Origin of the sequence: Cupriavidus yeoncheonensis (genome assembly GCF_905397275.1) — a bacterium.
Taxonomy (GTDB): domain Bacteria; phylum Pseudomonadota; class Gammaproteobacteria; order Burkholderiales; family Burkholderiaceae; genus Cupriavidus; species Cupriavidus yeoncheonensis.
Genome location: NZ_CAJPUY010000042.1, coordinates 1 through 19646 on the forward strand (window position 1 = coordinate 1; position 19646 = coordinate 19646).

A 19646-nucleotide genomic window follows, 5' to 3' on the forward strand; every position below is an offset into this window, starting at 1 on the left:
GAATCGCCGCGAGCTCGCACCAATGGGTTATCGGTCATCTCGGCGCTGCCGTTCCCTTTTATAGTCGTTTCTTCGCGAACGCCGGGCACAGGCTTGGGCTTGGGAAGCTCATAAGAAAGGAGAACCTGTCGTGCAGAGTCAATTCAAAGCGGTGTTCCGGATTGCGGCGATGCTGGCGCTGGGCGCCGTGTGCAGTGCCCACGCGCAGCGGCAGGACGGCAAGGATGCCGCCGCGGCGGCAATCGGGAATGCGGTGCAGGAGGGATCATCGCCGTACCGGCCCGAAACCCGCAGCGAGTCGCTTGCGGCCGAATGCCGGGAGCTGGCGGCGCAGATTGGCGGCGCGCCCAAGCGCGAGTATCAGGTCGGCGGGCAGTCCATCGAAACCAGTCAGGGGAGGATGGTGCCTGAATTGGAGAGGGAGCGGCCCAGGAAGGAGTTGCAGGAGGCTTATCGGGCCAAGTGTACGAATTAGGGGTTTGGTAATTGGGCGGGTCGATTGGGCGGGGCGGGCGGGCGCTTTCCGTGGTGACTGATCGGGGTGCCTTGCCACCCCGCAAACATAAAACAACCGTTTCATGGTAATCCATGATGGAGCATATGTTGCTACCCACCTAGCATCCCATCATCCCGACGGCGAATCCGGAAAATCGCCATTCAATGGAGCCACCATGAACCCCGTGAAACTCACCTGCCTGGGCCTGGCAATGGCCGGCACCCTGATCGCGGGCGCCGCGCATGCCGTTGACGTTGCGAGCAGCCCCACGCTGAGCAAGGTCAAGTCGTCCGGAACCATGGCGATCGGCCACCGCACATCGTCGATCCCGTTCTCGTACTACGACAGCAACCAGAAGGTGATCGGCTTCTCGCAGGATCTCTGCGACCGCGTGGTGAATGAGGTGAAGAAGCAGACCGGCGTGCCCAGCCTGCAGGTCCGCATGGTGCCGGTCACGTCGCAGAACCGCATGTCGCTCGTGCAGAACGGCACCGTGGACCTGGAGTGCGGCGTGACCACCAACCTGAAGTCGCGCCAGGAGCAGGTGGCGTTCTCGACCACGTTCTTCGTGGCCGGCACGCGGCTGCTGGTCAAGAAGGGCAGCCCGGTGCATGACTTCTCCGACCTGTCGGGCAAGGCGGTGGTCACCAATGCGGGGACCACCTCGGAGCGCATCCTGCGTCGCCTGAACGACGAAAAGCATGCCGATATCACCATCCAGAGCGCCAAGGACTATGGCGAATCGTTCCTGATCCTGCAGTCAGGACGCGTGGCCGCGTTCATGATGGATGACGTGCTGCTGTCCGGCGCACGCACGCTGGCGCCGAATCCGGCGGAATGGGTGGTGGTCGGTACGCCGCAGTCGTTCGAGGCCTACGGCTTCATGATGCGCAAGGACGATCCCGCGTTCAAGCAGCTCGTCGACGGCGTGCTGACCGGCCTGATGAAGAGCGGCGAGATCAACACGCTGTATGACAAGTGGTTCCTCAAGCCGGTGCCGCCCAAGAACATCAACTTCGAGTTCCCGATGAGCGAGCCGGTGAAGAAGGCCTACGCCAACCCGAACGACCAGGCGTTCGAATAAACCGGAAGCTAGCCGCGGTTCGCCGGCACGTAGGCGCCGGCGCGATGCAGTTCGCCTTCCGCCTGTTCCAGCGCACGGATGGCGCCCTTGCCTTTGCGTGCGAGGAGTTGCTCGACCAGTGCTTCGACCGTGGCGATGCCGGCCGTGATCGACGGGAAGAACGAAGGGCTCTCCACCGAGAACAGCAGCGTGCAATCGGCGGCCAGCGCAATCGGCGCGACCGAGCTGTCGGTCAGCGCCACGACCTTGCAGCCGGCCTCGCGCGCGGCGCTGGCCACGCGGATGACCTCCTGCGAATACGGCGCAAAGCTGACCACCAGCACGGCGTCGCGCGGACCGAAGGCGCGCAGCTCCATTTCCAGGCTCCCCGCATCGCCGCGCACCAGCTGCACGGTGCTCCGGAACAGCCGGTAGACGTAGTGGAATGTGTACGCGATCGGGAAGCACGAGCGGAATCCGGCCACATGTACGCAGGCTGCGGCGGACAGCAGTTCGGCGGCGGCCTGCAGCGCTTTCTCGTTGCCGGCGCCGATCTGGTCAAGGTTGTTGTGCTGGGCTTCGAGCATCTCGCCGAGCATGCGGCTCGTGCCGCCATCCCGCACCACCTTGCGGGCTCGCCGCGCATAAGGTTGCGAGCTGCCGCGCAGGGCGTCGACGAACAGTTCGCGCAGGCCCTGCCAGCCGTCGAAGCCCAGATGCTGCGACAGCCGCACGAGCGTGGCCGGCTGCACCCCGGCGCTGACCGCGATCTTGCGCATGGACAGCACCGGCACATCCTGCGGATGGTCCAGCAGGTAGCGCGCGCCGCTCTGGAATTGCACGCTCAGCGTCGGAAAGCTGGCGCGCAGCCGGGCCTGCAGGGCGTCCAGGTCTTCTGGCGGGGGGATGCTGGTGGACGGCATTGAAGCTCCGGATTGAGGTTGTAACGATTGTTGCACAGGCGGCGCGGCGCGGCATCACCCAGTCGTGTGATGCGGCATACGCATGGGCCGGTGACCAGCGTCCCACAGGGCTCCTGCGCCATAAATCCATTTGATTCCCGTCTCGGCAACAATGAAACATATGTTGCAACTCTTGGCGCCTTCTCCTTATACTTCCGATTACCGCGTTGCCGCGCTGGCTGTATATCGACCATCGGGTCCGGAAGCTGTAAGTCGATGGCGCGTTGCCCTATTCCTCTTCTTATTGCAGGAACGTTCGCCATGACCCACGTCTTTCATCGCAATCCACGCCAGGCACTGCCTGTCGCGGTCGCCGGCATCGGCATCGAACTGGTCGACAGCGAAGGCCGGCGCTACCTCGACGCCTCGGGCGGGGCGGCGGTGTCGTCGCTGGGCCATGGCCATCCGCGCGTGATCGCGGCGATCAAGTCGCAGCTCGACACCATTGCCTACGCCCATACCTCGTTCTTCACCACCGAGGTGTCCGAGACGCTGGCGCAGACGCTCGCACAGGCCGCGCCCGGCGATCTCGATCACGTCTACTTCGTCTCGGGCGGTTCCGAGGCGGTCGAGGCCGCGCTCAAGCTCGCGCGCCAGTACTTCGTCGAGCTGGGGCAGGGCAGCCGCCGCCATTTCATTGCGCGGCGCCAGAGCTACCACGGCAACACGCTCGGTGCGCTGGCCATCGGCGGCAACGCCTGGCGTCGCGAGCCGTTCCTGCCGCTGCTGGTGCCGGCCCACCATGTGTCGCCCTGCTATGCCTACCGCGACCAGGCGGCCGGCGAGACCGACGTCCAGTACGCGCAACGGCTGGCCGACGAGCTGGAGGCCAAGATCCTGGAACTCGGGCCCGAGAACGTGGCGGCCTTCGTCGCGGAAACCGTGGTCGGTGCCACGGCCGGTGCCGTGCCGCCCGTGGCGGACTACCTGAAGCGCATCCGTGCCGTGTGCGACAAGTACGGCGTGCTGCTGATCCTGGACGAGGTCATGTCCGGCATGGGCCGTACCGGCTATCTCTTCGCCTGCGAAGAAGATGGCGTGGTGCCCGACATCGTCACCATTGCCAAGGGCCTGGGCGGCGGCTACCAGCCGATCGGCGCGATGATCTCCACGCGCCGGATCTACGACACCATCGTCGCCGGCAGCGGCTTCTTCCAGCACGGCCACACCTATATCGGCCATGCCACGGCGTGCGCGGCGGCGCTGGCCGTCCAGCGGACCATTGCCGAAGACAAGCTGCTGGCCAATGTGCGCGAGCGCGGCGAGCAGTTGCGCGCGCGCTTGCGTGAAGCGCTGGGCAGCCATCCGAATGTTGGCGACATCCGCGGCCGCGGCCTGTTCGTCGGCGTGGAATTCGTCGCCGATCGCGACAGCAAGGCCACGCTCGACCCCAGGCTCAAGACCCACGCGAAGCTGAAGGCCGCGGCGGTCCGGAACGGCTTGCTGGTCTATCCGATGGGCGGCACCGTGGACGGCGTGCACGGCGACCACGTGCTGTTCGCACCGCCGTTCATCTGCACGGCGCGGGACATCGACAATATCGTCGAACGCTTTACGGGGGCGGTCGCGGCTGTATTGCCGGCATAGCCTGGACTGATTGTGATGTTGCGGCTACATGATCAGTCTGTCTTGTAACCGCAACGTCACGGCCTTGGCATAGCAATTTCTTTGACCCTTGTGAAAGCGTGGCTTACACTTCGCGCCATAGCGGCCGGAAATAGGTCATCCGGCACATAATATGCATCGGAGCGCGAGCATGGGACATAGAAGCCCTGCAGTGCGACACGACAGCAGGGTCAGGCTTGTAAGGCTGTCGTTTCGGGTCATTGGGGTAAGCGGGTCTGGGCCAAGTGCCGGCATGTCACGCCGGCATGCGCGCGCGCGTGCGCGCCGTGGCGGGCCGACGCTCGGGTTCACGCTGATCGAGCTGATGATCACCGTGGCGATCATCGGCATCCTGGCATCGGTCGCGATTCCCTCCTACACGCAGTACGTCGTTCGCTCGAACCGGGCCGCGGCGGAGGCGTTGATGCTCGAAGTTTCCGGCGCACAGGAGCGATTCCTGCTGGACAACCGTGCGTATGCGGCAGACATGGCTACGCTCGGGTACACCACGATTCCGCCGGAAGTCGCGTCCAAATACACCGTCACCACCGCTCCCGTCGCGGGTCCTCCTCCCGGTTACAACATCGTCGCGACGCCTCTGGGCTCCCAGCTCAGCGCTGACACTGCCTGCGGCACCCTGACCCTGACTAGTGCCGGCGCCAAGTCGGCCTCGGGCAGCGGTTCCACCTGCTGGAAGTGACCATGCCCGCCAGTGTCTCGCCCGTGGCGCACCGCGCCTCCCGCATTCCCGGCGTTGTCCGCCGACGCCCGGCACGCGGCGGTTTCACGCTCGTCGAGCTGATCGCCGTCGTCACGGTGCTGTCGATTGTCGCGTTCATGGCGGCGCCATCGTTTCAGTCGATGATCGCGATGCAGCGCGTCCGAGGCGCGGCGCTTGACGTGTCTTCATCGCTGGTGCTTGCTCGCAGCGAAGCCGTAAAGCGCAATGCCACCGTCAGCATGGCGGCGTCCGGCGCAGCCTGGACCGCCGGCTGGACCGTCGCGGTCGGCGCCGAGACCGTGCGCAGCTTCGGGCCTTACAACGGGCTCACCATTGCCGCCAGCGCGGGCAACGCGCTGAGCGTGGGCAACGACGGCCGCCTCACGGGCGGTACGCAGACCTTCCAGGTCGCGCCCTCCAGCGGCGCCACCAGCGCCTCAACCGTATGCGTCCAGATCAGCCAGACCGGCCGGGTCGCATCGTCCGCCGGAGCCTGCTCATGAGGCGTTGCCACGCACGGGCATCGATGGCGCGCAAGGACGCGCAGCAGGGCTTCCTGCTGATCGAAGTCCTGGTCGCGCTCGTAATTCTGCTGGTCGCCCTGATGGGTACCGCGGGGCTGGTCGCGCGCTCCAGCCAGTCCGAGATGGAGTCTTACCAGCGGATCCAGGCCCTTGCCCTGCTGCAGGACATGGCCACGAGGATCAATGCCAACAGGCAGATCGCCACTTGCTATTCGAACGGCGCCACAGGCATGAGCCTGGGCACGGACGCTGCACCCCCGGCGACCTGCACGCAAGGGACAGCGGCGCAACAGGCCATGGCAACTGTCGATCTCGCGGCATGGAATGCGGCGTTGCTCGGCAGCGCCGAAGTGCGGACCAACGCGAGTGGTGCCCAGGCCGTCGGCGCCATGATCGGCGCGCGGGGCTGCATCGAGAACGTGGATGTGGTCAACCAGATCTATCGCGTCACGGTCGCGTGGCAAGGCTTCACCAAGACCGTCGCGCCGTCCCTGCCCTGCGGACAGGGCCAGTATGGCAATGACGCCAATCGCCGCGCGGTCAGCACGCAAGTCAGGATCGGAGTGTTGTCATGATCGGGGGGCGCCGCAGGCTCTTGCGTCTCCAGCGAGGTGTCTCGCTGGTCGAGCTGATGATCGGCATCACGTTGGGCCTGCTGCTGCTGACGGCGCTGGCCGGCCTTTACTATGCCAATAGCGTAAGCCGGTCCGAGCTGGTCAAGTCGAGCGAGCAGATCGAGAACGGGCGCTACGCCCTGGACCTGATCCGTCGGGACGCCGAGCTCGCGGGCTTCTTCGGTGCCGGCGGCATTGCCAAGGGCGCCACGCCATCGCAGCCGCAACCGGCGCCATGCGAAACCTCGCCGGCCGCGCTGGGCTTTTCCACGTCGCCTTCCATCACCTTGCCGCTGGCGGTGATGGGGTACGCACCGGGTGTCGCCGTCCCGTGCATTCCGGACCTGTCGCCGACCTCCGAGGTCGTGGTGATGCGCCGCGTCGCCACGGCTGCAGCAGCAGCGCCGGCTGCCGGGGTGCCATATATGCAGGTGTCTTCCTGCCCCGACGATGGTGCGTCTTTTGTCTTTGATGCCAGTGCCGCCGCCTTCAACATGCGGACCAAGGCCTGCGACCCGACCGTGCCCGCGGCGTTGCGGCAGGCAGTGGTGCGCATCTTCTACCTGTCGGCGTGCGATCTGTGCGGCAATGGCGGCGACGGTATCCCCACGCTGAAGATGGCCGAGCTGGTCAATGGTGCCTTCCAGATCCAGTCGCTCGCGCAGGGCATCCAGGACATGCACGTGCTGTATGGCGTGGATCTGGACAGCAACGGCTCCGCGGACTGCTACGTCAACGATCCGGGTGCGAACAATGCCGCGGCCTGTACCAGCGTCCCCGGCTATGACTGGAGCGTTCCCCTGACCAACTGGTCCAATGTCACGACGCTGCGGACCAGCGTGCTGGCGCGCACCATGCAGCCATCGATCGGACAGGTGGACAACCACACGTATGACCTGGGCCGCGCCGCGGTAAGCGGACCTTTCAACGACCGCTACAAGCGCCACGTCTACTCGGCGGTTGCGCGGCTGGTCAATGTGGCCGGCGCACGGGAGCAATAAGTGGAATTCTTACGCCGCAGCCAGTCCGGGGTGACGCTGATCGTCACCTTGATTTTCCTGGCGATGTTCATGCTGATCACGCTGGCCGTCGTCAATTCGGGCCTGACCAATGTCAAGGTGGCAGCCAATCAGCAACACACGGTGGAGGCCCGCGATGCCGCCCAGCAAGCCATCGAGCAGGTCATCAGCCAGGACTTCACGGCCGCCCCGGCATCCGCCGCCGCGGCCTTGCCCGTCGACGTGAACGCCGATGGCAAGGCCGACTACACCGCCCAGGTCACCGCGCCGGCGTGCATCTCGGCCCTGCCGATCAAGAACACGCAGCTGAACCTGAACGACGCCAGCGACGTTTCCTGTTTTGTCGGCTCCGGCAGCCAGAACACGGGCATCATCACCGGCTCGACCAGCGGTGCCGGGAGTTCCCTGTGCGAATCGACGCAGTGGGATGTCGCGTCCACCGTGAACGATGCCGGAGTGACCAATGCTGCCGTGACGGTTCACCAGGGTATCGGCGTACGCGTGCCGGCGCCAGCGGTATGCCCTTGACGGACCGTATGCAACGACTGCCCCGACGGCGCCTTTCCGACGCCATCGCCGGTACCACCATCCAAGCTCCAGGATCCAGCATGCCAAATCAGGCTCGTCGTCTCCGCCGCTATGCGGTATGCGCGCTCACCTTGCTGAGCATTGCCTGCGTCCGCAGCGCACTGGCCGAAGATATCGACCTGTTCACCGGCTTGCAGAACAATGGGAGTGGCAAGCCCAATGTCCTGATCCTCCTGGATAACGCAGCAGCCTGGGACGCGAACGTTACGGTCAATTGCAAGCCTCCCGGCTATGTTGCGTCCGGCAATGCCACCAGCAATGTCGGCGCCGAGCAGTGCGCCTTGCACGCGGCGGTGTCGGCACTGGCGCAGAACCCTGCCATGGCTGGCAACATGAACATGGGGCTGATGATGTTCGACCCCAAGAGCGACGGCGGACGATTCAGGTTCCAGGCCGCGACACCGCCGAACCCGCCGCCGGCACCGGCGCTGCCGCTGATGGATGCCACGGGAACGGCCAACTTCCTGGCCTATCTCAAGACGATTGATCGCCTGAACGACAAGTCGAACAACTCCCAGGTCGGCGGCGGCATGCAGGAGGCATGGGCCTTCTTTGCCGGCAAGACCGGCCTGTCGGGTACCAGCTATGCCAACCGGTCGCCAGTCACCGATCCATGCCAGCGCAATTTTGTCATCTACATCGCCAATGCGATGAACAATGGCAAGCCTCAAGACGGCGGAAAGGTGGACGTCACGACTTTGGCGGCGGCCGGCGCCAGCACTGCACAGCAAAAGCAGATCACCATTCCTGGGTCCTATACGAAGTACCAGAGCAACTGGGGCGACGAGTGGGCCCGGTTCATGTACCAGACCGACGTGAACGGCAGCCTGGTGAACAACCAGAATGTCATCACGTACACGATTGCCGTGACCGATGGCAGTAACCCCGACTATGTTGCGTTCACCCAGAGCATGGCCAGCAACGGTGGCGGCAAGTCCTATGTCGTCAAGCAAGGGGACATCGACGCCATGACCAACGCACTGCTGGAGATCTTCAGCGAGATGCAGGCGGTCAACAACGTATTCGCCTCGGTCAGCCTGCCGGTCAGCGTCAACAGCCAGGGCACCTACCTGAACCAGGTCTATATCGGCATGTTCCGCCCGGATGCCACGGCGGCACCGCGCTGGATCGGCAACCTCAAGCAGTACAAGCTCGGTTACGACACCAACAACCAGATCGTGATGCTGGATTCAAGCCCGGCGGGCCCGAACCAGCAGAGTGCCATCAGCAACGCCGGCACCGGCTTTATTTCGCCGAACGCGAAGAGCTTCTGGAGCGCCGATCCGCCACTCGCGTTCAGCACTGCCGGCTATGGCAAGACCGGGGTCACAAGCTGGCCATCGACCGGCTTCTGGGTCAACAGCCCGTCCGGCAACTCGCAGGCCCTTGATCTCGCGGACGGCGAAATCGTCGAAAAGGGTGGCGCCGGCGAGATGTTGCGCGCACAGTACCTGACCGACCAGAGCGGCCGCCGCCTCCTGACGTGCGCCAGCGGGGCGTGCGCCGCGAACACGGCACTGGCATCGTTCGACACCAGCAACAGCTGGCTTGTCGGCACCAACGGCCAGACGGCACTCAAGACCACCTCCACGGATGTCAACAACCTGATCAACTGGGTGCGCGGAACGGACGTCTATGCCGCGATCGCGGCGGCATCCTCCTCATCGGGCAACGGCAAGGGCTCCAGCGGCTCCGGTTCGACCAGCCCGGTGGGGGCGGAAGCCGAAGCAGGACCTGGCGGCCTGGTGACGGTGCGCGCGTCCGTCCACGGCGATGTGCTGCATTCGCGCCCGGTCGTCGTGAACTATGGCGGCACGACGGGCATCGTGGTCTTCTACGGGTCCAATGACGGCGTGTTTCGCGCCATCAACGGCAACCAGTCGAGCGGAGTCGGCGGCGTACGGCCTGGCGGAGAACTGTGGGGATTCGTGCCGCCGGAGTTCTATGGCAAGCTCGGCCGCATCTACACCAACCTGCCTGCCATCAAGCTTCCCGGATCTACCTATGGCACGCCGCGCGACTACTTCTTTGACGGTACCACCACGCTTTACCAGGATCTGCGCGATCCGAAGAATCCGCGTGTGATCCTGTACATCACCGCGCGACGCGGCGGCTCGTTGCTCTACGCGATGGATGTGACCGACCCCGTCAATCCCAAGTATCTCTGGTCCGTGACGAACTCGCAGATTCCGGAGCTGGGCCAGACCTGGTCGCAGCCGCGCGTGGTGCTGGTGAAGGGGAACACGAGTCCGGTGCTTGTCATGGGCGCGGGCTACGACACCGCCGAAGACAGCGACCCGTCGCCGGGCACGAACAGTGTCGGCCGCGGTGTGGTCGTGCTGGACGCCCTGAAGGGCACAGTGGTGCGGGCCTGGCTGGCAAGCTGCACGGGCCTGGGCAGCGGGGTGTGTTCAAGCCCGACCGGCCTGGCGCGAGCGATCCCCTCCGATGTGGCAGCCGTGGATCGCAATGGCGACGGCTATATCGACAAGGCCTACGTCGGCGACGTCGGTGGCAATGTCTGGCGCGTCGATTTCGAAACCACCGCAGGGACAAGCCCGTCCAACTGGACCATGGGCATGCTGGCATCGTTGGGTGGCGCAGCGAACAGCAATGACGCACGCAAGTTCCTTTATGCCCCCGACGTGGTTTCCACCGGCACCTACGACGCCATCGCCATGGGCACTGGCGACCGCGAGCATCCGCTCTATTCCGCGTCGACGACAGCGGGCACGGCTTACAACGTGGTCAACCGGTTCTATGTGATCAAGGACACGACCCTGACCGGCGGTCTGCCGGCAACATGGACCGCCTTGACGGAAGCGAACCTGTTCAATGCGACCACGACCCAGTATGTGGACTCGACCAGTGGGAAGGGCTTTTACCTCACGCTGGGCCGGGGCGAGAAGATCGTCAACGCACCGCTGACGGTCTCGGGCTACACCTACTTTGGCACCAATACGCCCTCGGTGCCCACACCGGGCGCGTGCTATCCGGACCTCGGCGTTGCCCGCGGGTATTCCGTTTCATTCCTGACCGGGCTGGGACAGAATGCCAATCGCTACGTCACGTTCGACGGCGGCGGCCTGCCGCCATCGCCGGTGTTCGGCATTGTCTCGGTCACGGATGCCTCGGGTCTCACGAGCAATGTCGGCGTCCTGATCGGCGGTGGCAACCAGACTGGGCCCGGCGGTGGTAACAATACATCTCCGCTGGGCGGACAGAAGGTCGTGCCTGTGGGTGTCGGCAAGCGGAAGAGGCTCTACTGGTACTCGCAGATCGACAAGTAATGTCCTGACGCAAAGCACCGCTGGCGGCGGCTCCGGCCGCCTGCCACAATACGGGCGTCGTCGTCGCTGCCAGGCATTGGCGTTTCCTGTGTTCCTCAGATCCGTAATTTCGCTGCTGGTGCTGCTGGTGCTGCTGGCTGTGACGTCACCTGCCCGTTCGGCAGGGGGACGTGGGGCGAGCGCGCCCGTTGCGGCATCCGCCGTTCAGGCCGCGCGTCCGGACCGCTCGGACCAGTATGCCCTGCGGCCAAGTCGTGACGAACAGGCGCAGAGCGGCTTCGGCCTGAAACTGAGGCCATCCGGCGGGGCCCAGGAAGGCGGTGCGCGCGGGCCGGGCCTGTACAGTCCTTCAAGGTAACGCCGCCGCACCGATACCCGCCATCCCTGGCGGCTTTGCGCTACGCTTGGCATCTCGTGCCTACCGCAGGAATGCCCATGCCCGCCAGCCCAAGCCGCCACACGTCCGATCAGGCCGCCCTCGTCGTCCCCCTCGCCCGCGACACGGTCCGCCACCTGCGCGCCTCACGCATCCGCGAAGTCGCCAACGCCGGCATCGGCCTGCCTGACGTGCTGCCGTTCTGGTTCGGCGAATCGGACCAGGCCACGCCCGACTTTGTCCGCGACGCCGCGGCGCGCGCGCTGGCCGGTGGCGCCACGTTCTATACCCACAACCTCGGCATCGCGCCGCTGCGCAGCGCGCTGGCCGACTATGTCGGCGCGCTGCACGGCACCACGGGCATCGACAACGTGGCCGTCACGAGCGCAGGCGTCAATGGCCTGATGCTGGCCGCGCAGCTGATCACCGGCCCTGGCGACCGCGTGGTGGCGGTGACGCCGCTGTGGCCCAATCTGGTGGAGATCCCGAAGATACTCGGCGCCTCGGTCGAGACCGTCTCGCTCGACTATGGCCCGCACGGCTGGACGCTCGACGTCGACAAGCTGCTGGCCGCGCTGACGCCCGGCACGCGCGCGCTGATGGTCAACTCGCCCAACAACCCGACCGGCTGGGTGATGTCGCGCGCGGCACAGCGCACCGTGCTCGAGCATTGCCGCCGGCACGGTATCTGGATCATCGCCGACGAGGTCTACGAGCGCCTCTACTATGGCGACGAGCCCGGCGGCGGCGACAGCCGCACCGCGCCGTCGTTCCTGGACATCGCCTCGCGCGAGGAGCGCGTCATCTGCGTCAACTCGTTTTCCAAGGCCTGGCTGATGACGGGCTGGCGGCTCGGCTGGATGGTGCTGCCGTCATCGATGAGCGGCGATCTTGGCAAGCTGATCGAATACAACACCTCGTGCGCGCCGTCGTTCGTGCAGGAGGCGGGCGTGGTGGCGGTGCGCGAGGGCGAGCCATTTACGCGCGACCTGGTGCAGCGGCTGCGCGCCGCGCGCGACCATCTGGTGGGCGCGCTGTCCGCGTTGCCGGGCGTGGACGCGCATGCGCCCGATGGGGCGATGTATGTGTTCTTCCGCCTGTCCGGCACCACGGACAGCCTCGCCCTGTGCAAGCAGCTCGTGCGCGAGGCAGGGCTGGGGCTGGCGCCGGGCAGCGCGTTCGGCGACGAAGGCGAGGGCTTCGTGCGCTGGTGCTATGCCTGCGATCCCGGCCGGCTCGACGAAGGCGTGCGGCGCCTGCGCGGGTTCCTCGGGCGCTGAGCCAGCCAGTCCGTCATTGCACGGCCGCAGCCGCCGCGCTGGCGGAGCTGGCCTGTGCCTCTTCCTCCCACCAGCCGCCGCCCAGCGCCTGCAGCAGCGCCGCCGAATCGGCGAGCCGGCTCGCGGTCGCCTGCGCCAGGTCCAGCGAGGCCTGGCGCGACTGGCGCTCCGCATCGAGCAGCGTGAGCTGGCTGACACCGCCCAGCCGGTACTGCTCCGAGACGATGGCCAGCGTGGCGCGCGCCTGCCGCGCATTGTCGGCGCGCGCGCGCAGCGTGGCGGCGTCGGACTCCAGCGCGCGCAGTGTGTCGGCCACGTTCTGCAGGCCCTGCAGCACGGCCTGGCGGTAGGCCGCCAGCGACTGTTCATAGGCGGCTTCGGCCGCGCGCTTGCGCGCCAGCAGTTCGCCGCCGTGGAACACGGGCTGCACCAGGCCGGCGGCGAGGCTCCAGACATTGAAGCTGTCGAACAGGTTGCGCGCGCTGGTGGACTGCCAGCCGCCGCTCGCGCTGAGCGTGATCTGCGGATAGAGATTGGCCGTGGCCACGCCGATATTGGCCGAGGCCTGGTGCAGCAGCGCTTCGGCCGCGCGGATGTCCGGGCGGCGGCGCGCGAGCGTGGACGGCAGGCTGACCGGGAGGGCATCCGGCAGCTGCAGGTCCTCCAGCCTGAACTCGGGCAACTGCGCCGCGGCTGGCGTCTGGCCCGTGTAGACCGCAAGCTGGTGGCGCGTGGTCTCGATCTGCTGCGCGAGCCCGGGGATCAGCGCCTGTGTCTGCGCCAGTTCGGCACGCTGGCGCTGTACGTCGACGCGCGCGATACCGCCGGTGCGAAGCCGGTCCTCGGCAATGCCCACCTCGCGCTGCTGCGCCTCGGCGATCGCCACGGTCTCGGCCAGCTGCGCGCGCAGCCCCGCTTCGCGGATCGCCGCCGTGGCGACATTGGCGGCGAGCGCGAGGCGCGCCGCCTCGAACTCATAGCGCTGGTAATCCACGGCCGCCTGCAGGCCTTCCAGCTCGCGCCGCTGGCCGCCGAACAGGTCCAGCACGTACGAGACCTGCACCGTCGCGCCGTACAGCGTGAACGGCCCGGGGCTCGGGATCGCCGTGATGCCGAGCGACTGGAAGTTGACCTGCTGGCGCGTCGTATTGAGGTTCGCGTCCACCGTCGGCCAGCGCGTGGCACCGGTGCGCGCGGCCAGGTTTTCCTGTGCCTCGCGCAGCTTCGCCTGCGCCTGCGCCAGCGTGGGGCTGCCATCGAGCGCGGCGCGGATGGTCGCGTCGAGCGCGGGGCTGCGGAACAGCCCCCACCATTGCGCGGGCACGTCGGCACCGGCCGCGAATGCCTGCGACTGGCCGTGCGGCAGGCTGCCGGGCATGTCGGCGGCAACCGTGGCCTGCGGCTGCGGGCCGGCTACGTAGCCCGTGTCGGCAGGCGGCACCGGCGCGCGGAAATCGGGACCGACCGCGCACGCCGCGAGCAGCAGGCAGCCAAGTAGCGGAAGAGGTGGAAGAGGTGGAAGAGGTGGAAGAGGTGGAAGAGGTGGGCGCATGGCGTTGGCTCCGTCAGTCCAGCGTGCGGCGATAGAAGCGCACTGCGATCGTCATCACCACCACGATGAACAGCGCCATCGGCCAGACATTGGGCCACAGTTCGGTCCATCCGTTGCCCTTGAGCAGGATGCCCCGGATGATGCGGTGGAAGTAAGTCATCGGCAGGATGTTGCCGATCGCCTGCGCCCAGCCCGGCATGCCCGCGAACGGGAACATGAAGCCGGACAGCAGGATATTGGGCAGGAAGTAGAAGAACGTGAGCTGCATGGCCTGCAACTGGTTCTGCGCCAGCGACGACAGCGTGATGCCGACCGTCAGGTTGGCCGCGATGAACAGCAGCGCCGCCATGTACAACACCAGCACGGAGCCGAAGAACGGCACCTGGAACACCCAGCGCGCGGCGATCAGCACGATGGTGGACTGGATCAGGCCGATGAAGATGTACGGGACGATCTTGCCGGTCATCACCTCGATCGGTTTCACGGGCGTCGCGAGCAGGTTCTCCATGGTGCCGCGCTCGCGTTCGCGCGTCATGGCCAGGCCCGTCATCATGACCATCGTCATGGTCAGGATCACGCCCATCAGCCCCGGAATGATGTTGTACTGCGTGATGCCTTCGGGGTTGTAGAGCCGCTGCACCTGCACGTCGAATGGCGCCTTGCCGCCAGCCAGCGGCGCGAGCGATCCCTTCAGGTCGGTGCGCGCCACGCTGAACGGCAACTGCGCGAGCGCGGCAATCGCGGCGCTGGTGGCGGACGGGTCGGTCGCATCGGCTTCGACGAGCAGCGCGGGCCGTTCGCCGCGCAGCAGCTTGCGCGTGAAATCGGGCGGGATGCTGACCACGAACTGCACAGTGCCCTTCATCAGTGCCTCGCGCCCCGCGTTTTCATCCGGCAGCGTGCCAATCATCCTGAAGTAGGTGGAGTTCTCCATGCCGGCGATGAACGATCGCGTGAACTCGCTCTGGTCCGCGGCGATCACGGCGGTTGGCAGGTGGCGCGGATCGGTATTGATGGCAAAGCCGAACAGCAGCAGCTGCATGATCGGCAGGCCCACGATCATGCCGAACGTGACGCGGTCGCGCCGCAGCTGCAGGAACTCCTTGAGCACGATGCTCCACCAGCGCTCGAAGGAGAAGGCGAATCGTCCGTTGCGTTTCATGGCTGGTCCTTGCGCGTCTTGCGGCCCGTATCGCCGCCCGCATCGCCGCCAGCACCGGCGCCCGCGCCCATGTTGTCCTCGGCGCGGCTCATCATGTGGATGAAGACGTCTTCCAGGCTGGTCTGGGTTTCCTCGACATGCCGGCCGGGGCCGGCGATGCGCCGCAGCGTCTCGCCGAGCAGCGCGCCGTCGCGGCCGGTCACGTGCAGCGCGGTGCCGAAGACGACGGTCTGCTCCACGCCCGGCGCGCCGTGCAGCTGTTCGGACAGCTCGGCCAGGTCATCGCCTTCCACGCTCCAGGTGGCGAGGTTCTGGCTGGCGACCACCTCGCCGGCGGTGCCTTGCGTGAGCAGCTTGCCGTAGGCGATGTAGGCGAGCTTGTGGCAGCGCTCGGCTTCGTCCATATAGTGCGTGCTGACCAGCACCGAGATGCCGCGCGCGGCCAGCAGGTGAAGCTGTTCCCAGAAATCGCGCCGGGCCTTGGGGTCCACGCCGGCGGTGGGTTCGTCGAGCAGCAGCAGCTCGGGTTCATGCAGCAGGCAGGCCGCCAGCGCGAGCCGCTGCTTCCAGCCGCCCGAGAGCGAGCCGGCGAGCTGGGCGGAGCGCGTGGCCAGTCCCAGCCCTTCCAGCGCGCGGTCGACCGCCTCGCGCCGGTTGGGCATGCCGTAGACGCGCGCGACGAAGTCCAGGTTCTCGCGGATCGACAGGTCGTCCCAGTACGAGAATTTCTGCGTCATGTAGCCGACGCGGCGCTTGATCTCGTCGGTCTCGCGCAGGATGTCGAAGCCCAGGCAGGTGCCTTGCCCGGAATCGGGCGTCAGCAGGCCGCACATCATGCGGATCGACGTGGTCTTGCCGCTGCCGTTCGGGCCCAGGAAGCCGAAGATCTCGCCGCGCGCGACCTGCATGGTGAGATCGTTGACCACGTGCTTGTCGCCGTAGTGCTTGTTGAGGCCGCGCACGTCGATGGCAAGGCCGCCGTTGACACCATTCCCGGTGGGCGTGCTGCTCATGGCTGGTGCACCTCTACCGGCTGGCCCGGGCGCAACTTTGGCGCGTCGGCCTCCGACGGGCGCGCTTCGATCAGGAACACGAGCTTGCGGCGCGTCTCGTTGCTGTAGATCACCGGCGGGGTGTACTCGGCCTCGTTCGAGACGTAGCTGATGGTGGCGGCCACCGGCGCCGGGCAGCCGTCGCAATGCACCTGCACCGACTGGCCATTGCGCAGCGCCCCGACCACGGTCTCGGGCACGTAGAAGCGCACCTTGACGTTGCCGGGCGGCAGCATGCGCACGACGGGGCTGCCTGCGGGGATCCATTCGCCAAGGCGATAGGGCGTGTCATACACGAGCCCGGCCTGCGTGGCCGCTACCGCCTTGCGCGAGAGCTTCCATTCCGCCTGGGCCAGCGCCGCGCGCGCGGCCTCGACCTGCGCGGCCTGCGCGGCTTGCTGGGCATCGCGGCCGGGCAGGCGCGCGACGTCGATATCACGCTGCAGTTCGCGCACGCGCGCGGCGTCGCTCGCGGCCGTGGCGCGCGACTCTTCGAGCTGCGCCTGCGAGATGCCGCCGATGTCGTACTGCCGCTGGTCCCGGCTGAACTGCGCGGCGCTGCGTTGCGCGGTGGCCTGCGCCTGCGCGAGCTGGGCGCGGCTGACATCGACCTCGACCGGGCGCTTGCCGGTCTTCATGTCGGCCAGCTGCGCCTCGGCGGCGCGCACCTGTTCGGCCGCCTGCTGGCGTGCCGCGCGTTCGTCGTCGGACTCCAGCACGAACAGCGCCGTGCCCTTGTCCACTTGCTGGCCGCGCTTTACCGCAAGGCTGTCCAGCCGGCCCGCGAACGGCGACGCGACGCTGACGAATTCGCCTTCGACATAGCCCTGCCACGTGGCGGACTTGTCCTGGCCGCATGCCGTCAGGGCCACCAGCGGAAGCAGCAGGGCCAGCGTGGGCCACATGCGTCGTGCGGCGGCGGGGGCGAGGAAATCGGGCAGGAAGTCAGGCAGGAATTCAGGCAGGAATCGGGGAGCTTGCATGGCAGTTCCGGGCAGGCGTGGGTGCGGTCAGTCGGTGGCGCCGTCGGACGGCGCTTTGGCAATGGGTGCGAGGCCCTGCGTCAGCAGCGTGCTGACATGGCGGACCAGGGTATCGGTATCGACATGCCCGGCGCCGGGCAGCCGCTGCCAGATATGCGACGTGGCCAGTGGCAGCAGCGTCAGCCCGATCAGCGATGGCATCAGCAGTGTCGGCTCCAGGCCCGGATTGAGCCTGCCGCCGGCGATCGCCGCCGCCAGCGGCGCGCTCAGTGCGCCCGCGCGCTGCAGCGCGAAGCGGTTCAGCACGCGCTCGCGCAGCAGGCCGTCGGCACCGGCCACCTCGCGGATCCACAGCCCGGGAAACCAGGGCGTGGCGGCGGCCACGCGGATCATCCGGCTGGCAATGCCGACCAGCATGGCCACCGGGTCCTCGGGGGCCGCCGCGGGCGCGAAGATCGCGTCGACGAGCTGCTGCAGGCGTTCCTCGACGATGGCGTCGAGCAGCTGGTCGCGGTCGCGGAAGTAGTAGTGCACCAGCGCGGGTGTCACGCCCGCGTGCTCGGCAATCGCGCGGATCGGTGTGCCAGCCACGCCGTGGCGGGCGAACAGCTCGGTGGCGGCATCGAGCAGCTGATCGCGCTGGCCGGGGTTCCCGGCGGTCGGGCGACCGGGGCCGCGACGCTCGGCGCGGGGCCTGGCGGTCTTGCGGGCGGCTGGGCGGTCGGGCGGCATCGGCTGGAATCGCGGAACTGTCGGGAAAGCAGCTTGATATTAATTTTCGAGTTAATTAATTCAAGCCTTGTTACAACGTTGATGCGAAGTCACGTCGAGTTCATGGGAAAATGCTGCGTCGCAGCAGAGGCGGTAGACAGGTCATATCGCCTTGGCTATCCTTCGACCGCCCATAGTCCGGTTCCACGGCCGGAACCAGAAGAAGAACTGCCCGCCAATGCGTTTTCGATTCCCGGCTGCGATGCAGCGCCCGATCCTCGTCCGCTGCCTCGCCGCCACGCTGTCGGCGGGGGCGTGCACGCCGGCGCTGGCGCAGGACGTGGCGCCCGAGTCCGGCGGCACGGAAGCCGCGGCAACCGAAAGCCCGTTCGCCTTCCACGGCCAGGTCACCTATGTCTGGCAGCGCAAGCCGGCGTTCAACGCGGCCTACTCGGGCCCGAACAGCCTTACCACCGATCGCGCCAAGAGCTACTCGTTCACGAGCACGCTCGACCTCGGCCTGCGGCTGTGGCAGGGCGCGGAATTCCACTTCAACCCGGAAGTTGCGCAGGGTGTGCCGTTCTCACAGCTGCACGGCATGGCCGGCCTGTCCAACGGCGAACTCGCCAAGGGGGCAAGCACCAATCCCGTCTTCTACCGCGCGCGCGCCTTCATCCGGCAGACATGGGGGCTCGGCGGCGAGACCGAGAAGCTGGACGACGACTTCAACCAGTTCGCGCGCACGGTGGACAAGCGCCGCGTGGTGCTGACCGCGGGCAACTTTGGCGTGCTGGACGTGTTCGACCAGAACGAGTTCGGCTCCGACCCGCGCACCCAGTTCATGAACTGGTCGTTCCTGACCCACGGTGCCTGGGACTACGCGGCCGACGCGCGCGGCTACAACTGGGGCGTGGCGCTCGAATACATCGGCGACGACTGGTCCGCGCGCATCGGCCGCTTCCTGCAGCCGCTGGAGTCGAACGGGCTGGAACTCGACACGCGGATGTTCGAGCACTACGGGGACGTCCTCGAACTTGAAAAGCGCTACTCGGTGTCCGGGCGGCCCGGCACGGCGCGCCTGCTGTTCTTCCGCAACAAGGCGCGCATGGGGGCGTTCAGCGATGCGATCCAGTTCGGCCAGGCCAACAACGTCACGCCGGATGTCGCCGACGTGCGGCAGGAGCACGCCAAGGTCGGCATGGGGCTGACGCTGCTGCAGCAGGTGAATGATTCGCTGGGCGTGTTCTTCCGCGCCAGCATGTCGGACGACAAGACCGAGACCTATGCCTTTACCGAGATCGGGCGGCAGGTGTCGTTCGGCGGCGTGCTGAACGGCAGCTCATGGGGCCGTGCACGCGATGCGGTGGGTGTGGCGTTTGCCGTGAACATGCTCGGGTCGAACCATCGGGCCTATCTGGCCGCTGGCGGGCAGGGAGCATTCCTCGGGGATGGGGCGCTCAACTATGCGCCCGAGCAAGTGTTCGAGATCTACTACAGCTTTCAGCCGTTCAAGTATCTGAGTATCAGCCCGGATTTTCAGTATGTGCGCAATCCCGGGTACAACGCCGATCGGGGGCCGGCGAAGTTCTATGGGGTCCGGTTCCATGCGGAGTTTTGAGTGGGGGTTCTTGGGGGCATCGTGCCCTGC

At 66.7% G+C, this 19646-nt stretch carries 17 protein-coding genes; 11 read left to right on the forward strand and 6 right to left on the reverse strand.

Annotated elements, in window-relative coordinates; all coding sequences use genetic code 11:
- Window positions 1-130: 130 nt before the first annotated feature.
- On the forward strand, window positions 131-475 hold the full coding sequence (locus KHO22_RS31325; protein ID WP_211951079.1) for a hypothetical protein: 345 nt from the start codon (window positions 131-133) through the stop codon (window positions 473-475).
- Between the two features lie 196 nt (window positions 476-671).
- Entirely contained in the window at window positions 672-1580 is a 909-nt protein-coding gene (locus tag KHO22_RS31330) for a glutamate/aspartate ABC transporter substrate-binding protein (protein ID WP_211951080.1), read from the forward strand.
- Window positions 1581-1588: 8 nt separating this feature from the next.
- Here KHO22_RS31330 and KHO22_RS31335 read toward each other — a convergent pair whose 3' ends face one another.
- Window positions 1589-2482: a MurR/RpiR family transcriptional regulator gene (locus KHO22_RS31335; protein ID WP_211951081.1), complete on the reverse strand. Its 894-nt coding sequence runs from the start codon at window positions 2480-2482 to the stop codon at window positions 1589-1591.
- 300 nt (window positions 2483-2782) lie between these two features.
- On the opposite strand from KHO22_RS31335, the gene KHO22_RS31340 reads away from it, so the two are divergent.
- The 8 genes from KHO22_RS31340 (at window position 2783) to KHO22_RS31375 (ending at window position 12538) form a co-directional block, all read left to right on the forward strand.
- The gene (locus KHO22_RS31340; protein WP_211951082.1) at window positions 2783-4108 is read left to right on the forward strand and encodes an aspartate aminotransferase family protein; all 1326 of its coding nucleotides are present in this window, start codon (window positions 2783-2785) and stop codon (window positions 4106-4108) included.
- A gap of 271 nt (window positions 4109-4379) precedes the next feature.
- Window positions 4380-4826 (forward strand): type IV pilin protein, encoded by a 447-nt coding sequence (locus tag KHO22_RS31345; protein ID WP_211951083.1) that lies wholly within the window; start codon window positions 4380-4382, stop codon window positions 4824-4826.
- 2 nt (window positions 4827-4828) lie between these two features.
- Window positions 4829-5350 (forward strand): GspH/FimT family pseudopilin, encoded by a 522-nt coding sequence (locus KHO22_RS31350; protein ID WP_211951084.1) that lies wholly within the window; start codon window positions 4829-4831, stop codon window positions 5348-5350.
- Window positions 5347-5946 carry a type IV pilus modification PilV family protein gene (locus KHO22_RS31355; protein ID WP_211951085.1) on the forward strand — a complete coding sequence of 200 codons (600 nt, stop codon included), beginning with the start codon at window positions 5347-5349 and terminating at the stop codon, window positions 5944-5946. Before KHO22_RS31350 ends, KHO22_RS31355 begins: the two co-directional genes overlap by 4 nt.
- Window positions 5943-6986: a PilW family protein gene (locus tag KHO22_RS31360; RefSeq protein WP_211951086.1), complete on the forward strand. Its 1044-nt coding sequence runs from the start codon at window positions 5943-5945 to the stop codon at window positions 6984-6986. The genes KHO22_RS31355 and KHO22_RS31360 overlap by 4 nt, the downstream gene beginning before the upstream one ends.
- The gene (locus KHO22_RS31365) at window positions 6987-7532 is read left to right on the forward strand and encodes a pilus assembly PilX family protein (protein WP_211951087.1); all 546 of its coding nucleotides are present in this window, start codon (window positions 6987-6989) and stop codon (window positions 7530-7532) included. It abuts the gene before it with no gap.
- An 80-nt stretch (window positions 7533-7612) separates the two neighbouring features.
- Window positions 7613-10882, forward strand: a complete 3270-nt coding sequence (locus KHO22_RS31370; RefSeq protein ID WP_211951088.1) for a pilus assembly protein — start codon at window positions 7613-7615, stop codon at window positions 10880-10882.
- A gap of 435 nt (window positions 10883-11317) precedes the next feature.
- Window positions 11318-12538, forward strand: coding sequence for a pyridoxal phosphate-dependent aminotransferase (locus KHO22_RS31375; protein WP_211951089.1), 1221 nt, complete (start codon window positions 11318-11320; stop codon window positions 12536-12538).
- A 13-nt stretch (window positions 12539-12551) separates the two neighbouring features.
- Here the strand turns inward: KHO22_RS31375 and KHO22_RS31380 are convergent, their stop codons facing one another.
- The 5 genes from KHO22_RS31380 to KHO22_RS31400 form a co-directional block, all read right to left on the reverse strand.
- Window positions 12552-14090 carry an efflux transporter outer membrane subunit gene (locus tag KHO22_RS31380; RefSeq protein WP_230427105.1) on the reverse strand — a complete coding sequence of 513 codons (1539 nt, stop codon included), beginning with the start codon at window positions 14088-14090 and terminating at the stop codon, window positions 12552-12554.
- A 13-nt stretch (window positions 14091-14103) separates the two neighbouring features.
- Complete coding sequence (locus KHO22_RS31385) at window positions 14104-15252, reverse strand: ABC transporter permease (RefSeq protein ID WP_211951090.1); 1149 nt, start codon at window positions 15250-15252, stop codon at window positions 14104-14106.
- Window positions 15249-16265 carry an ABC transporter ATP-binding protein gene (locus KHO22_RS31390; RefSeq protein ID WP_211951091.1) on the reverse strand — a complete coding sequence of 339 codons (1017 nt, stop codon included), beginning with the start codon at window positions 16263-16265 and terminating at the stop codon, window positions 15249-15251. Before KHO22_RS31390 ends, KHO22_RS31385 begins: the two co-directional genes overlap by 4 nt.
- Window positions 16262-17209, reverse strand: a complete 948-nt coding sequence (locus tag KHO22_RS31395) for an HlyD family secretion protein (protein WP_211951099.1) — start codon at window positions 17207-17209, stop codon at window positions 16262-16264. The genes KHO22_RS31390 and KHO22_RS31395 overlap by 4 nt, the downstream gene beginning before the upstream one ends.
- 105 nt (window positions 17210-17314) lie before the next feature.
- Complete coding sequence (locus tag KHO22_RS31400; RefSeq protein ID WP_211951092.1) at window positions 17315-18019, reverse strand: TetR/AcrR family transcriptional regulator; 705 nt, start codon at window positions 18017-18019, stop codon at window positions 17315-17317.
- 241 nt (window positions 18020-18260) lie between these two features.
- On the opposite strand from KHO22_RS31400, the gene KHO22_RS31405 reads away from it, so the two are divergent.
- Window positions 18261-19616: a carbohydrate porin gene (locus tag KHO22_RS31405; protein ID WP_211951100.1), complete on the forward strand. Its 1356-nt coding sequence runs from the start codon at window positions 18261-18263 to the stop codon at window positions 19614-19616.
- Window positions 19617-19646 lie beyond the last annotated feature (30 nt).